Here is a 15,428-nt window from a genome sequence, read left to right as displayed (position 1 = left end):
ACTACGCAGCGTAGACCACGCCGCTGCGCCCGGCGACTAAACCCCGGCCGGTCGGGCGCCGCGTCGTCGCGACCGGCCCGGTGCGGCGCCCACAAGCGTCGTCGAAGTACGGCATATTGGTGGCCGTGTGTGGACTGCTGGCATTCGTCGCGGACCCGGCCGGCCCGGCCGACCGGGCAGGCGGCGCCGGCGCTACCGGAACCGATGACGCGATTACCCGCGCGCTTCGGCTGATGCGGCACCGCGGGCCGGACGAGCCCGGTGGCTTGTTTGATCCCGGCGATGACGGGTCGGTGGTTTTCGGCTTCAATCGCCTCTCGTTTATCGACATCGCGCATTCGCATCAGCCATTGCGCTGGGGACCGCCCGAGGCGCCCGACCGCTACGTACTGGTGTTCAACGGCGAGATCTACAACTACCTCGAACTGCGCGACGAATTGGCCGCCCAGTGCGGCGCCACCTTCGCCACCGACGGTGACGGCGAGGCCATCGTCGCCGGCTACCACCATTGGGGCACCGGCGTGCTGACCCGGCTGCGCGGCATGTTCGCCTTCGCGCTGTGGGACACCGTCAACCGCGAATTGTTCTGCGCCCGCGACCCTTTCGGCATCAAACCGCTGTTCATGGCGACCGGCACCGGCGGCACGGCGGTGGCCAGCGAGAAAAAATGCCTGCTGGATCTCGTCGAGCTGGTCGGGTTCGACACCGCGATCGACGAGCGCGCGGTCCAGCACTACACCGTCCTGCAGTACGTGCCGGAGCCCGAGACGCTGCACCGCGGGGTGCGCCGGCTCGAATCGGGTTGCTACGCGCGCATCCGGCCCGGATCGCCGCCGCAGGTCACCCGCTACTTCGCGCCGAGGTTCGCCGCGGTGCCGTTGACCCGCGACACCGAGCAAGCCCGCTACGACGAGATCACCGCGGTACTCGAGGACTCGGTGGCCAAACACATGCGCGCCGACGTGACCGTCGGGGCGTTCCTGTCCGGCGGCATCGATTCCACCGCGATCGCGGCACTGGCCATCCGGCACAACCCGCGGCTGATCACGTTCACCACCGGATTCGAGCGCGAGGGCTTCTCCGAGATCGACGTCGCGGTGGCCTCGGCCGAGGCCATCGGCGCCCGCCACATCGCCAAGGTGGTCAGCGCCGGCGAGTTCGTCGCCGCCCTACCCGAGATCGTCTGGTACCTCGACGAACCGGTTGCCGACCCGGCGCTGGTGCCGCTGTTCTTCGTCGCGCGTGAGGCCCGCAAGCACGTCAAGGTGGTGCTCTCCGGCGAGGGCGCCGACGAGCTGTTCGGCGGCTACACGATATATCGAGAACCGTTGTCGCTGAAGCCTTTTGACTATCTTCCCCGGCCGCTGCGGCGATCGGTGGGCAAGATGAGCAAGCCGCTGCCCGACGGTATGCGCGGCAAGAGCCTGCTGCATCGCGGTTCGCTGACGCTCGAGGAGCGCTACTACGGCAACGCCCGCAGCTTCTCGGATGCGCAACTGCGCGACGTGTTGACCGGGTTCCGCCACGAGTGGACGCATACCGACGTGACGGCCTCGGTGTACGCCGAATCGGCGGGCTGGGACCCGGTGGCTCGCATGCAGCATCTCGACCTGTTCACCTGGCTGCGCGGCGACATTCTGGTCAAGGCCGACAAGATGACGATGGCCAACTCGCTGGAACTGCGGGTGCCGTTCCTGGACCCGGAGGTGTTCGCCGTCGCGTCGCGGCTACCCGTCGAGGCGAAGATCACCCGAACGACCACCAAGTACGCGCTGCGGCGCGCGCTGGAGCCCATCGTCCCCGCGCACGTGCTGCACCGGCCCAAGCTCGGGTTTCCGGTGCCCATCCGGCATTGGCTGCGTGCCGGCGAACTGCTGGAGTGGGCCTACGCGACGGTGGACGCGTCGCAGGCCGGGCATCTGGTCGACATTGCCGCCGTGCGCCGGATGCTCGACGAACACCGCAGCGGCGTCGCTGATCACAGCCGCCGCCTGTGGACGGTGCTGATCTTCATGCTGTGGCACGCGATCTTCGTCGAGGGCACCGTGGTGCCCCAGATCAGCGAGCCGGTGTACCCGGTTCAGCTGTAGCGGATCGTCGAGTGTGAAACCTGGGCTTGGCGTGTGACGCCACGGCGCTGAGTTCCGGCGTGTCGGCGCCCTGCGCGCACACCCGGCGCCGCGGGTTCACCCTCGACGGCCGGTAGCACTAAGCCAGCACGGCGGCGATCTCGGCGGCCGCCTTGTCGCCGTAGGCATCCGCCAGCCGCGTCTTGGCTTCCGCGTCGTCCCATTTCCAGTTCTGGGTGCCGGTCGTTTCCAGCACCAGCACGGCGACCAGCGAACCCAGCTGAGCCGAACGCTCGATGCTCAGACCGGCGCTGCGCCCGGTGAGGAAGCCGGCCCGGAAGGCGTCGCCGACGCCGGTGGGGTCGGTCTGGCTCTTCTCCGGCACCACGCCGACGTGGGTGGTGGTGCCGTCGCGGTCGACGATGTCCACGCCCTTGGCCCCCAGCGTGGTCACCCGCAGGCCGACCTTTTCCAGCACATCGCTTTCCGACCAGCCGGTCTTGTTGAGCAGCAGCTCCCACTCGTAGTCGTTGGTGAACAGGTAGGCCGCCCCGTCGATCAGCTTGTTGATCTCCTCGCCGGACAGGCGAGGCAACTGCTGGGACGGGTCGGCGGCGAAGTCCAGGCCGAGCTTGCGGCATTCCTCGGTGTGCACCACCATCGCGTCGGGGTCGTTGGCCCCGATGATGACCAGATCCGGCTTGCCGACCGCCGACACGACGTCGGAGAGCTTGATGTGGCGGGCCTCCGACATCGCGCCCGGGTAGAACGACGCGATCTGGGCCATGTCCTCGTCGGTGGTGCAGGTGAACCGGGCGGTGTGCGCGGTCTTGGAGATCAGCACGTTCTCGCAGTTGACCCCGTGGCGTTCCAGCCATTCGCGGTATTCGCCGAAGTCCTCGCCGGCCGCACCGACCAGCGCGACGTCACCGCCGAGCACGCCGATGGCGAAGGCGATGTTGCCCGCCACACCACCACGGTGAATCACCAGGTCGTCGACCAGGAAGCTGAGCGAAACCTTCTGCAGATGCTCGGCCAGCAGATGCTCGGAGAACCGGCCGGGAAAACGCATCAGGTTGTCGGTCGCAATCGAACCGGTTACCGCGATCGTCACGAAATATCCACCCTTCATTGGTAAGCGCGTCCAGCCTACCTACGCGTTTCGACGGCCAACCAGACAGCGCCAGCGTCCACGTCCGGCGCACGGGGGTGCGCTAGCCTCCCTAGGGAACTCACTGAAGTCGCCGGGACCGAATACTCGGGCGGTACCCGCTCGTGGTCGGTGTCTACCAACGTAGGAGAACCACAATGGGCGGTCCGCATTCGCCGAACCATGCTGTCGGCGGCGACGGACCGGTGCCCTACACCGAGCCCGTCGACTTCCCGCACGACCCTCCGGTGGGCGAAACCGCCTACGCACCCAGGCCGGGCAACGAGCGTGCACCGGGCGGCTACCCCGGCCCAACACCGCCGCCGCCGGGCTACCCGAAGCGGCGCTCAACGCGACGGCTGGTCATCGGGGTGCTGGCGGCCGTCGCACTGGTCGCGGCCATGACGGCGGCGATCGTGTATGGCGTCCGAACCAACGGGGCCAACACCGGTGCCGCCTTCTCCGAAGCCTCTGCCAAGACGGCGATCCAGGGCTACCTGGACGCGCTGGAGAACCGCAACACCGACGAGGTCGCCCGCAACGCGCTGTGCGGCCTCTACGACGGCGTCCGCGACCGCCGGTCCGACCAGGCCCTGGCCAAGCTGAGCAGCGACGCGTTTCGCAAGCAGTTCTCGCAGGTCCGACTGACCTCGATCGACAAGATCGTGTACCTGTCGCAGTACCAGGCACAGGCGCTGTTCACGATGCAGGTATCGCCTGCCACCGGCGGCCCGCTGCGCGGCCAGGTTCAGGGGGTCGCACAGCTGCTGTTCCAGCGCGGCGACATCCTGGTGTGCTCGTACGTGCTGCGTACCGGCGGTTCGTACTAGGCCGGCGTTGTGGACGCCGCGCTCAGTTGAAGGAATCCCCGCAGGCGCAAGAACCCGTGGCGTTCGGGTTGTCGATGGTGAAGCCCTGCTTCTCGATGGTGTCCACGAAGTCGATCGAGGCGCCTTCCACATACGGAGCGCTCATCCGGTCGACCGTCAGCGTCACGCCACCGAAGTCGGCGGTCAGGTCGCCGTCCAGCGAACGGTCGTCGAAGAACAGGTTGTAGCGCAGGCCAGCGCAGCCGCCCGGCTGAACTGCGATACGCAGCGCCAGGTCGTCGCGTCCCTCTTGGTCCAGCAGGGACTTCGCCTTGGTGGCGGCGGCCTCGGTCAGGATGACGCCATGGGTCTGAGTAACGGACCCAGCGGTCGACTCGTTTTGCACCGTCATTACTTCTCCTACATGCCTGTCGTTGGGTAGGTGCCCGGGCACCCGAACCACTCGGTGAGAACCCAATGCCTCAACGGTACCTCGCGGGGCCGCTATTCCCGAGTCGCGCCGCCACCTGTGACGCTAATCCCATCAGCTGGTTTGCGGCGTCGGCCAGCGCCAATCCCACCGAGCCGGCGTAATCGGACATGGACAGCGCGGACATGATGCCCGCCGAGCGCACGGACGTTTTATCCAGGCCGACCTGCCCGGCCAGCACGATCACCGGAATTCCCAAGGGGCCGGCCGCCGCCGCGATCGAGCCTACGACCTTCCCGTGCAGCGACTGCTCGTCGAACTTGCCCTCCCCGGTGATGATCAGCTCGGCGATCTGAAGGGCGTCGTCCAGGTAGGTGTGCTCGGCGATGATCGCCGCCCCGGACTCGCAGCGGCCCCCGAGCGCGAGCAAACCCGCGCCGATACCCCCGGCGGCGGCGGCGCCGGGCTCAGAGCTCACGTCGCGTCCGGCCGCCGCTTCCAACTGCAGCGCCCACGCCTCGAGGCGGACTTCCAGCGCCGCGACGGTTGCCGTGTCGGCGCCCTTCTGCGGCCCGAACACCCGGGCCGCGCCCCACGGCCCCACCAGCGGGTATTCCGTGTCCGAGGCGGCGATCAGCTCGACACCGGCCAGTTGGTGCCGGGCCACCTCCAGGCCGCCCAGCTCGGCGATCATGCCCTGCCCCCCGTCGCTGCACGCGCTGCCGCCCAGTCCCACCACGATGCGCCTGGCCCCGGCGCGCAGCGCCTCGGCGATCAGCTGCCCGACTCCCCTGCTGTGTGCCGCCAGCGCCGTCTCGGGGTCGGCCGGACGGCCAAGTAGTGCCAGACCGCAGGCCTGCGCAATTTCCAGGTAGGCGCTCGCCGTCTCCGGATCCCAGACCCACTCGGCTTCGACCGTCGTATCCAAGGGCCCGGCGACCTCGACGCGCCGCTTCTCCCCTAGCCGGCTGGCCAGCACCTCGATGAAACCGGGACCGCCGTCGGACTGTGGGGCAACGATGAACTGGTCGCCCGGGCGGGACCGCGTCCAACCGGTCGCGATAGCGGCGGCAGCTTCGAGCGCCGAAAGACTGTCGCCGTAGCAATCCGGGGCCACCAACACCCGCATAGCCGGCAATTGCAAACGACCCGGAGAAAGACCAGTGGCAACATCGTCCGAGGCCATCGAGCCGTTGTCCATCACCCGTAGCCATTCATCACTGTTAAGGGTAGGTCCAACTAACGTACGGCCGCAGAGCTATCGCGATGCCTGACGAGCCCATTCACCGAACCGGGCGGGTCGCGAAGTAACCTGGCGGTTGTGAAGTTGTTGGGCCGTAAGAAAACCCATGAAGAGGTCGGCGAAGACGATCTCGTGACACCGGTTGCCTCCGATGCCGCCCTGGAGGCGGCATCGCGCGCATCACGCACCACCGGCCCCAAGGGCCGGCCGACCCCCAAGCGCGAAGCTGCCCGGCGCAGCGCGAAGAAGGGCCCCGTCGCCCCGGCGCCCAAGACCGCCGCCGAAGCGCGAGCTCGCCGCAAATCGCTGGCCGGCCCGAAACTCAGCCGCGAGGAGCGCAAGGCCGAGCGCACCGCCGGCCGGGCCCGGATGACCGACCGGCGGGAACGCATGATGGCCGGCGAAGAGGCCTATCTGCTGCCACGCGACCAGGGTCCGATCCGCCGCTATGTGCGCGACGTGGTGGATGCCCGGCGCAACGTGCTCGGCCTGTTCATGCCGGCGACGCTGGGTCTGCTGTTCATCATGTTCGGTGCTCCGCAGCTGCAGCTTTACATCTCCCCCGCGATGCTGGTGATCACCGCGATCATGGCCATCGAGGGCCTGATCCTGGGCCGCAAAGTCAGCAGGCTGGTCGACGCGAAGTTCCCGAGCAACACCGAAAGCCGTTGGAAACTCGGCATTTACGCCGCGGGCCGGGCTTCCCAGATGCGCCGCATGCGGGCGCCGCGGCCTCAGGTCAAGCGCGGCAGCCGTGTCGACTAGCCGTTGCCGGAAAGCCTCCTGACCCCAGTGCGCACCCTGGTGCTCGGCGGGATCAGGTCGGGCAAATCCGAGTGGGCCGAGCAAGCCATCGCCGCGTCGGTGCCGCCCGGGCAACCGGTCCGCTACCTGGCCGCCGGACAAACCGACGACACCGATCCGGACTGGGTTGATCGGATCGCGAGGCACCGCGGGCGGCGGCCCGCGCACTGGTCGACGGTCGAAACCCAGGACATCACCACCGAATTGCGGCAGTCCCCGGCCATCCCGGCCCTGGTCGACGACCTCGGCAGCTGGCTGACCGGGACCCTGGATCGCCACCAAGCCTGGGAGCACGGCTCGGTCGACGGCGCGATCGACGAGATGCTGGACGCTGTCGCTGCGTTCGAATCCGCGCTGGTGCTGGTCAGTCCCGAGGTCGGGTTGACCGTGGTGCCCGCCACCGCCTCCGGCCGCCGCTTCGCCGACGAACTGGGCTCACTCAACCAGCGCGCCGCGGCACTGTGCGATCAGGTGGTGCTGGTGGTGGCCGGTCAACCGTTGTCGATCAAACCGTCAGGGACATGATGGAATTCGCCCCGATCTGCGCCCCCGACGCGGCCGCGGCCGCGGCCGCCCGTGCCCGGCAGGACGCCCTGACCAAGCCGCGCGGTGCGCTGGGCCGTCTCGAGGACCTGTCCGTGTGGATCGCGTCGTGCCAAGGGCATTGCCCGCCAACGCAATTCGCGCGCGCTCGGGTGGTGGTCTTCGCCGGCGATCACGGGGTCGCTCAATCCGGGGTGTCGGCTTACCCGCCGGAGGTGACCGCACAGATGGTCGCCAACATCGATGCCGGTGGCGCCGCGATCAACACGCTGGCCGCGATCGCGGACGCGACGGTGCGGGTGGCCGATGTGGCGGTGGACGCCGAGCCGCTCTCGGAGCAGATCGGCGCACACAAGGTGCGGCGCTGCAGCGGCGACATCGCCGTGCAGGACGCGCTGAGCGACGAGGAGACCGCCAGCGCGATCGCAGCGGGCCAGCGCATCGCCGACGAAGAGGTCGACGCCGGCGCCGACCTGCTCATCGCCGGTGACATGGGCATCGGAAACACCACCGCGGCAGCCGTTCTGGTGGCGGCGCTGACCAACGCCGAGCCGGTTGCGGTGGTCGGCTTCGGCTCCGGCATCGACGACGCCGGCTGGGCCCGCAAGACGGCCGCGGTCCGCGACGCGCTGTACCGGACCCGGCCGGTGCTGCCCGACCCGGTTGCCTTGCTGCGCTGCTGCGGCGGTGCGGACCTGGCCGCGATGGCCGGCTTCTGCGCACAAGCGGCCGTGCGGCGCACCCCGCTGCTGCTCGACGGCATGGCGGTGACGGCCGCCGCGCTGGTCGCCGAACGCCTGGCACCGGGCGCCCGGCAGTGGTGGCAGGCCGGCCACCGATCCACCGAGCCGGGTCATGCGCTGGCGCTGACCGCGCTGGGCCTGGACCCGATCCTGGACCTGCGCATGCGCCTGGGCGAGGGCAGCGGCGCGACGCTGGCCCTGCCGGTGCTGCGTGCCGCGGTGGCCACGCTGTCGTCGATGGCCACGTTCTCCGAAGCCGGAGTTTCCAGCCGGCCCGACGATGCTGCACCGTCTCCGTGATTCGTTCGCTGGCAACGGCTTTCGCGTTCGCAACGGTACTACCCGGGCGAGGAGGCGCGATGGGCCGCGGCGCCATGACCGCGCTGCCGGTGGTCGGTGCGGCCCTGGGCGCACTGGCCGCGGGCATCGTCTGGGGCGGCTCGCTGGCCTTCGGTGCGTCCAGCCCGCTGCCGGGATTGCTTGCGGTGGCGGCACTTCTGCTCGCGACCCGCGGACTGCACATCGACGGCGTCGCCGATACCGCCGACGGGCTGGGCTGCTACGGGCCGCCGGCACGCGCCCTGGCGGTGATGCGCGAGGGATCGGCCGGACCCTTCGGCGTCGCGGCAGTCGTGCTGGTGATCCTGTTGCAGGGCTTGGCATTTTCGGCACTCGGCGCGACCTGGCGGCACGGGCTTGCCGCGATCGTCGTGGCGGTTGCCGCCGGCCGGGTCAGCGCCGTGCTGGCCTGCCGCCGCTCAGTGGCGGCGGCCGACGGTAGCGACCTCGGCGTCGACGTCGTCGGCACTCAGCCACTGCCGGTCGTCGCCGGCTGGATCGTGGTGCTGCTGGCGGCTTCGCTGGTGGCCGGTCCGCGACCGTGGCAGGGCCCGGCCGCGGTGGTGTTCGCGTTGTGCTGCGCCGCGGTGCTGGTCGCGCACTGCGTGCGCCGCTTCGGCGGCATCAGCGGCGACGTGCTGGGCGCCGCAATCGAACTCACCACCACGGTCAGCGCCGTGGCGCTCGCGGCACTGGTCCGGTTCTAGCCCAGCCGTGTCATCCAGCCGTGCGTGTCGACGAAGGTCCCCCGCTGAATGCGGGTCAGCGTGTTGCGCAGCGCCATCGTCACCTCGCCCGGCTGGCCGTCACCGATGCTGAACTCGCTGTCGGCGTACTTCACCCGGCCGACCGGCGTGATGACCGCCGCGGTGCCGCAGGCGAATACCTCGGTGATCTCCCCCGCGGCGGCCTTCTTCTGCCACTCGTCGATATCGATTTTGCGCTCTTCGACCGTGAAGCCAGCGTCAAGTGCCAACTGCAGCAACGAATCCCGTGTGATCCCCGGCAGCAGCGAACCGGACAGCTCCGGGGTGACCAGCCGCGAGGTGCCGCCGCTGCCCAGCACGAAGAACAGGTTCATACCGCCCATCTCTTCGACGAAGCGACGCTCGACCGCATCGAGCCAAACCACTTGGTCGCAACCGTGTTCCGCGGCTTCGGCCTGAGCCACCAGCGACGCGGCGTAGTTGCCGCCGAACTTGGCCGCACCGGTACCGCCGGGGCAGGCCCGCACGTAATCCGTTGACACCCAGACGTCGACGGGGTTGATGCCGTTTTTGAAGTACGCGCCGGCGGGCGAACCGATCAGCAGGTAGCGGTAGTGCTTGGCCGGTCGCACACCCAGCCCCGGCTCGGTCGCGAAGACGAACGGCCGCAGATACAGCGCCTCTTCGCCGCCCGCCTTGGGCACCCAGGCGTTGTCGACAGCGATGAGCTGGCGCAGGGATTCGAGGAAAAGCTCGTCGGGCAGCTCGGGAATCGCGATGCGCCGCGCCGACGCGCGCATCCGGGCGGCGTTGGCGTCCGGGCGAAATGACACGACCGAGCCGTCGGCCCAGCGATATGCCTTGAGTCCCTCGAACACTTCCTGCGCGTAGTGCAGCACGATCGCGGACGGGTCCAGCTGGATTGGGCCGTACGGGATCACCCGCGCGTTGTGCCAGCCCTGGCCCTCGTCGTAATCGACCGAAACCATGTGGTCGGTGAAGAACTTGCCGAATCCGGGGTCGGCCAGGATGGAGTCACGTTCTGCGCCACTAGCGGGATTGGACGCGTGTTGAACGGTGAACTCGAGAAGGCCGCTCGTCATGCGCCGATTGTATATGCGCGTACCAATAGGTTTTTCCCGTATGAAGCCGCGGTGGCTAGCGCGTTTTCAGCTCGACGAACGGTGGGCGCACCACTTCGCACTGCGCCGCACGACCGCGCACGTCGACGGTGACCTGCTGACCGTCTTCGACCCCGGCGTCGGTGTCGATCAACGCCAGCGCGATGCCGGCCTGCAGCGTCGGAGAAAACGTCCCGGATGTGGTGAGCCCGACCGGGTTTTCCCCGGCCAGCACCGTCAGCCCGGGTCGCAACACCCCCCGGCCCAGCATCTTCAGACCCCGCAGCAGCCGCGCCGGCCCCGCCGACTTCTCGGCCAGCAGCGCATCGCGGCCGAAGAACGCGTCCTTCTTCCAGCCGATCGCCCAGCCGCAGCGGGCCTGCAGCGGCGAGATGTCCAGCGACAACTCGTGGCCGTGCAACGGATAACCCATCTCGGTGCGCAGGGTGTCGCGGGCGCCCAGACCGGCCGGTTCGCCGCCCGCGTTCGACACCGCCGTCACCAGCGCGTCGAACACCACACCCGCGGCGTCCCAGGGCGGCAGCAGTTCGTAGCCGTGTTCGCCGGTGTAGCCGGTGCGGCAGACCCGCACCGGCACGCCCGAGAAGGAGGCGTCGGCGTAGGCCATGTAGTCCATATCGGTCGGCAGTCCCAGCTCGGCGAGCACGTCGGAGGAGCGCGGGCCCTGCACCGCCAGCACCGCGTAGGAGCGATGCTCGTTGGTGATCGTCAGACCCGCCGGTGCGGCCGTCTGCAGCGCCTCGACCACCGCGGCCGTATTGGCGGCATTGGGCACCAGAAATATCTCGTCGTCGTCGACGTAGTACGCGATCAGGTCGTCGATGACGCCACCAGATTCGGTGCAGCACAACGTGTATTGCGCCTTGCCCGGTTCGATGCGGCCCAGGTCGTTGGTCAGCGCGGAGTTGACGAACTGGGCGGCACCCGCACCGCGAACCAGCGCCTTGCCCAGATGGCTGACGTCGAACAGGCCGACGGCATTTCGCGTCGCGTTGTGCTCGCTGACGGTGCCCGCGTACGACACCGGCATCAGCCAGCCGCCGAATTCGGCAAAACTGGCGCCCAACTCACGATGACGATCTTCCAGCGGTCCCTTGAGTGCCTGCGTCGCATCGCTCACGACGATCCACCCTAATCGTGGGAGTACCTGGCAGACTGCTGTAGGTGTCCGATTCCCTGGATTTCGAGGCGCTGGAGGCCGCCGGGGTAGCGAATGCGCGCGAGCGGGCCGACTTGATCAAATACCTGGACGACCTTGGCTTCACGGTCGAAGAAATGGCGGAAGCCGAACTCCGCGGCCGGTTGTTCGGCTTGGCCGGTGACGTTTTGTCGTGGTCGGGGCGACCGATTTACACGGTGCAGACCGCGGCCGAGCAACTCGGGATATCAGCCGAAGACGTCGCACGCGCCTGGGCTTTACTCGGCCTGACCGTCGCCGGTCCCGATATTCCGGTGCTCAGCCAGGCCGACGTCGACGCCCTGGCGACCTGGCTGGCGATCAGGGCGGTCGTCGGCCAGGAGGGGGCCTTCGGCCTGTTGCGGGTGCTGGGTGCTGCCATGGCCCGGTTGGCAGAAGCCGAGTCGACGATGATTCGCGCCGGGACGCCGGATATCCAGATGACCCACACCCGTGACGAGCTCGCCACCGCACAGGCGTACCGCTCCGTCGCCGAATTCGTCCCCCGGCTCGGCGCCCTGATCGACGTGGTGCACCGTCACCATCTGACCAGCGCTCGAACCCACTTCGAAGGCGTTTTGCGCGACACGTCGGCCGCCGTGGTGTGTGGTGTCGGTTTTGCGGATCTGTCCGGCTTCACCGCACTGACTCAGGCGCTGACGCCGGCGCAGCTGTCACATCTGCTCAACGAGTTTGCCGGCACCGTCTCGGATGTGGTGCATGCCGACGGTGGCCGGGTGGTGAAGTTCATCGGCGACGAGGTGATGTGGGTGAGTTCGGCGCCCGAGCAGTTGCTGCGGGCGGCGGTTCATCTGGTGGAGCACCCCAAAGCCCGTGACGAAGGATTGCAGGTCCGCGCCGGCCTCGCGTACGGCACCGTCGTCGCCATCAACGGTGACTATTTCGGCAACCCGGTCAACCTGGCCGCCCGACTCGTGGCGGCAGCGGCCCCAGAACAGATCCTGGCCACCTCCGAGCTGCGCGACAAGTTGCCCGACGTGCCCGCGGTCGCGTGTGGACCGTTGACGCTCAAGGGATTTGACGACCCGGTACCCGCGTTCGACCTGAGTGCGGGGACGCTGCCGAGCTAGACACCACCCCAGTTGACTAGGGTGTTTACGCGTGAGTACCGAACCGGGATACCAGGCTCCTTCTGTCACTGTGGCCACGTCGCTGTCTAAACGCGGTGCGGGTTCGTCGGTATTGGTCTTGCCGGTCGTTTCGACCGGTGACGAAGACCGGCCGGGCGCGACCGTAGCCGCCGCCGAACCCTTCCTGTCCGAGGAAGCCGTCGCCGAGATCCTGGCCGGCCTGCAGGCACTGGACGCCACCGGCGCCAGCGAGCAGGTGCACCGTCTGGTGGTGTCGTCGCTTCCGGTAGCCAGCGTGCTCACCGTCGGCCTCGGGAAGCCGCAATCCGAATGGCCCGCCGAAACCGTCCGGCGCGCCGCCGGGGTGGCCGGCCGCTCGCTGGGCAAGGCCGAGTCGGTGATCACCACGCTGGCCGAGCTGCCCGGCCAGGACGTGGCCTCCGCCGCGGTCGAGGGACTGATCCTGGGCAGCTACCGGTTCACCGACTTCCGCAGCGCGAAGACCGCGCCCAAAGACAAAGGGCTGAGCAAGATCACGGTGCTGGCCACGGCGAAAGACGCCAAGAAGCAGGTCGCCCACGGTGCAGCCGTCGCGGCCGCGGTCGCCACCGCGCGCGATTTCGTCAACACCCCGCCCAGTCACCTGTTTCCCGCCGAATTCGCCAAACGCGCAAAGGCTTTGGGCGAGTCCGTCGGCCTCGAGGTGGAGGTACTCGACGACAAGGCGCTGCAAAAGGGTGGCTACGGCGGCATTGTCGGGGTGGGGCAGGGCTCGTCGCGGCCCCCGCGGCTGGTGCGCCTGATCCACCGCGGCTCGAAGCTGGCTAAGAAGCCCAAGCAAGCCAGGAAGGTGGCGCTGGTCGGCAAGGGCGTCACGTTCGACACCGGCGGCATTTCGATCAAGCCTGCCGCCTCGATGCATCACATGACCTCGGACATGGGCGGTGCCGCCGCGGTGATCGCGACCGTCGCGCTGGCCGCGCAGCTCGAACTGCCGATCGACGTGATCGCCACCGTACCGATGGCCGAGAACATGCCTTCGGCGACCGCGCAGCGGCCCGGCGACGTCCTCACCCAGTACGGCGGAATCACCGTCGAGGTGCAGAACACCGACGCCGAGGGCCGGCTCATCCTGGCCGACGCCATCGTGCGCGCGTGTGAGGACTATCCGGACTATTTGATCGAGACATCCACGCTGACCGGTGCGCAGACGGTGGCACTAGGAGCCCGCATCCCCGGAGTGATGGGCAGCGACGAGTTCCGCGACCGGGTAGCCGCGATCTCGCAGCGGGTGGGCGAGAACGGCTGGCCGATGCCGCTGCCTGACGAGCTCAAGGACGACCTGAAGTCTCAGGTCGCCGACCTGTCCAACATCAGCGGGCAGCGCTTCGCCGGCATGCTGGTGGCCGGGGTGTTCCTGCGCGAGTTCGTCGCCGACGGGGTGAGCTGGGCGCACATCGATGTGGCGGGGCCGGCCTTCAACACCGGCAGCCCCTGGGGCTACTCCCCTAAGGGTTCCACCGGGGTGCCGACCCGCACGATGTTCGCGGTGCTCGAAGACATCTGCGAAAAGGGCTAGTGAACGGCTAGCGGGTCAGCCGGTCGAGGAAGGCCTTGCCGAGCCGACGGCGCGGCCAGCCAGTCAACCCATCGCCCGCGAGCGCGGCGCGGGCCGCGTTGCGTCCGCAGGCACCGTGCACCGAGCCGCCCGGCGTCGCCGACGCGCTGCCCAGATAAAGCCGCTCGACCGGCGTTTCGGCCCGGCCCATTCCGGGCGCCGGACGAAAGATCAGCATCTGATGCAATTGCGCGGTCCCGCCATTGAGCGCCCCGAGGTGCAAGTTGGCGTCGCTGGCCTCCAAGTCGGACGGACGTTGCACGAAGCGGTCGATCACCGCCGCGCCGAAGCCGGGCGCATGCTCTTCGATGACCCGGTCCATCGATGCCGCCAGCCGCTGCGCCGAAGCGTCGTCAGCCACATTCCGCGGCAAATGTGTGTAGGCCCAGACACTTTCGGTGCCCGCCGGTGATCTGCTGGGGTCTGCCGTGGTGGTCTGGCCCAACAACATGTAGGGATGATCGGGCACCACGCGGGTATTCAGGTCTGCCATCCAGCGGATCAGGCCGTCCCCGTCGGCGCCCAAGTGGACAGTGCCGACCAAGCCCAGGCTTTTCGCTCGCCACGGAATCGGTTTCGCCAGCGCGTAGTTGACCTTCACCACCGGCGGGTCCCAGCTGTAGTGCGCGAGGTCGCGGCGCAGCGCAGCGGGAACCGCGTCGGGCGGCAGCATGTCGCAGAACAATCTGGGTGCGGTCACGTCGGCCACCACCGCGCGGCGCACGTGCACAGTTCGTCCCTGCGCGGTGCTCACGCCGACCGCCCGTCCGGCCCGCACGTGGATGCGAGACACATTCTGATCGCACTCGATTCGCGCACCGGCCGAGCACGCGCGCGCGACCAGCGCCGCCGTCAATTGCCCGGAGCCGCCCACCGGAACCGGCCAACCGTGATCCTGGGCCAGCATCGTCATCAGAAAGCCCATCGCGCCGCTGACCGGCGCGTCCGGTGGAACATCGGCATGCATCGCGTTGCCCAACAACAACCTTCGCGGCGCCTCACCGTCGAACAGCTGGCTCGCCATGGCATTGGCCGGCTGCACCAGCAGCCGCGCGACCCGGACCGCTTCGGGCGTGCCGAGCCTGCGCAGCAGGCCCAGCAGCGGCCGCACCGGCGGGAACGGCGCCAGCATCGCATCCAGCAGCGGCGCCTTGATCTTGTGCCACAACTCCACGAGACGCCACCAGTTGTCACCGTCGGCGGGGGATCGCCGCGCGAATTCCGCTGCCGTCCGGGCGGCGTCAGGGTAGACGATGGGCGGGTCATCGTCGGCGCCGTCACGCGGGTGGCCGACCACTGCCGGCGCGCGCGACCACCGCAGCCCGTGATCTTCGAGCCGCAGCGACTGCATGGCCGGTGAGACCACCGTCATCGGGTAGAACGAGCTGAACAGATCGGTGACATAGCCCGGAGTCAGCTCGGCGCTGCGTACCGCGCCACCCGGCTCGGGTTGGGCCTCGAGCACCAGAACGTCCCAGCCGGCGTCGGCCAGCATCGACGCGGCGACCAGGCCGTGGTGTCCGGCTCCGATGACGACCGCGTCTGCCGTGTCTGCGGCCACGG

Annotated in this window: 14 protein-coding genes; 8 read left to right on the top strand and 6 right to left on the bottom strand. The window is 68.8% G+C overall.

Annotation, left to right across the window (positions count from 1 at the left end; all coding sequences use genetic code 11):
• The first annotated feature begins 125 nt into the window (after positions 1-125).
• Positions 126-2,090, top strand: coding sequence for an asparagine synthase (glutamine-hydrolyzing) (asnB, locus tag AAHS21_RS24875; RefSeq protein WP_342930200.1), 1,965 nt, complete (start codon positions 126-128; stop codon positions 2,088-2,090).
• Between the two features lie 118 nt (positions 2,091-2,208).
• Here the strand turns inward: asnB and AAHS21_RS24870 are convergent, their stop codons facing one another.
• A complete protein-coding gene (locus tag AAHS21_RS24870; RefSeq protein ID WP_342930199.1) occupies positions 2,209-3,183 on the bottom strand; it encodes a carbohydrate kinase family protein in 975 nt (324 codons plus the stop codon).
• Between the two features lie 194 nt (positions 3,184-3,377).
• Here AAHS21_RS24870 and AAHS21_RS24865 point away from each other — a divergent pair, with 194 nt between their 5' ends.
• On the top strand, positions 3,378-4,049 hold the full coding sequence (locus AAHS21_RS24865) for a hypothetical protein (RefSeq protein WP_342930198.1): 672 nt from the start codon (positions 3,378-3,380) through the stop codon (positions 4,047-4,049).
• Between the two features lie 22 nt (positions 4,050-4,071).
• Here AAHS21_RS24865 and AAHS21_RS24860 read toward each other — a convergent pair whose 3' ends face one another.
• Together AAHS21_RS24860 and AAHS21_RS24855 are read right to left on the bottom strand one after the other, a co-directional pair.
• Positions 4,072-4,440, bottom strand: coding sequence for an iron-sulfur cluster assembly accessory protein (locus AAHS21_RS24860; protein WP_342930197.1), 369 nt, complete (start codon positions 4,438-4,440; stop codon positions 4,072-4,074).
• Positions 4,441-4,510: 70 nt separating this feature from the next.
• Positions 4,511-5,587: a glycerate kinase gene (locus AAHS21_RS24855; protein WP_342930196.1), complete on the bottom strand. Its 1,077-nt coding sequence runs from the start codon at positions 5,585-5,587 to the stop codon at positions 4,511-4,513.
• A gap of 246 nt (positions 5,588-5,833) precedes the next feature.
• On the opposite strand from AAHS21_RS24855, the gene AAHS21_RS24850 reads away from it, so the two are divergent.
• From AAHS21_RS24850 to AAHS21_RS24835, 4 genes are read left to right on the top strand one after another with little or no spacing between them, the layout of a single operon-like run.
• Positions 5,834-6,466, top strand: coding sequence for a DUF3043 domain-containing protein (locus AAHS21_RS24850; RefSeq protein ID WP_342930255.1), 633 nt, complete (start codon positions 5,834-5,836; stop codon positions 6,464-6,466).
• Positions 6,467-6,493: 27 nt separating this feature from the next.
• Positions 6,494-7,030: a bifunctional adenosylcobinamide kinase/adenosylcobinamide-phosphate guanylyltransferase gene (locus AAHS21_RS24845; RefSeq protein ID WP_342930195.1), complete on the top strand. Its 537-nt coding sequence runs from the start codon at positions 6,494-6,496 to the stop codon at positions 7,028-7,030.
• Positions 7,027-8,091, top strand: a complete 1,065-nt coding sequence (gene cobT, locus AAHS21_RS24840) for a nicotinate-nucleotide--dimethylbenzimidazole phosphoribosyltransferase (RefSeq protein WP_342930194.1) — start codon at positions 7,027-7,029, stop codon at positions 8,089-8,091. The genes AAHS21_RS24845 and cobT overlap by 4 nt, the downstream gene beginning before the upstream one ends.
• On the top strand, positions 8,088-8,837 hold the full coding sequence (locus tag AAHS21_RS24835; protein ID WP_342930193.1) for an adenosylcobinamide-GDP ribazoletransferase: 750 nt from the start codon (positions 8,088-8,090) through the stop codon (positions 8,835-8,837). Before cobT ends, AAHS21_RS24835 begins: the two co-directional genes overlap by 4 nt.
• On the opposite strand, the gene AAHS21_RS24830 is transcribed toward AAHS21_RS24835, so the two are convergent.
• The gene (locus AAHS21_RS24830; protein WP_342930192.1) at positions 8,834-9,940 is read right to left on the bottom strand and encodes a branched-chain amino acid aminotransferase; all 1,107 of its coding nucleotides are present in this window, start codon (positions 9,938-9,940) and stop codon (positions 8,834-8,836) included. The genes AAHS21_RS24835 and AAHS21_RS24830 overlap by 4 nt on opposite strands.
• Before the next feature lie 55 nt (positions 9,941-9,995).
• Complete coding sequence (gcvT, locus tag AAHS21_RS24825; RefSeq protein ID WP_342930191.1) at positions 9,996-11,099, bottom strand: glycine cleavage system aminomethyltransferase GcvT; 1,104 nt, start codon at positions 11,097-11,099, stop codon at positions 9,996-9,998.
• Between the two features lie 44 nt (positions 11,100-11,143).
• Between gcvT and AAHS21_RS24820 the strand changes: the two genes are divergently transcribed.
• Positions 11,144-12,247, top strand: a complete 1,104-nt coding sequence (locus AAHS21_RS24820) for an adenylate/guanylate cyclase domain-containing protein (protein WP_342930190.1) — start codon at positions 11,144-11,146, stop codon at positions 12,245-12,247.
• A gap of 31 nt (positions 12,248-12,278) precedes the next feature.
• Entirely contained in the window at positions 12,279-13,826 is a 1,548-nt protein-coding gene (locus AAHS21_RS24815) for a leucyl aminopeptidase (RefSeq protein WP_342930189.1), read from the top strand.
• Positions 13,827-13,833: 7 nt separating this feature from the next.
• Here AAHS21_RS24815 and AAHS21_RS24810 read toward each other — a convergent pair whose 3' ends face one another.
• Positions 13,834-15,426: an NAD(P)/FAD-dependent oxidoreductase gene (locus AAHS21_RS24810; protein ID WP_342930188.1), complete on the bottom strand. Its 1,593-nt coding sequence runs from the start codon at positions 15,424-15,426 to the stop codon at positions 13,834-13,836.
• Positions 15,427-15,428 lie beyond the last annotated feature (2 nt).

The organism is Mycobacterium sp. 050272 (assembly GCF_039023525.1).
Lineage (GTDB): Bacteria > Actinomycetota > Actinomycetes > Mycobacteriales > Mycobacteriaceae > Mycobacterium.
The sequence above is the reverse complement of the archived record's forward strand: the minus strand, read 5'-3'. Positions and strand labels throughout refer to the sequence as shown.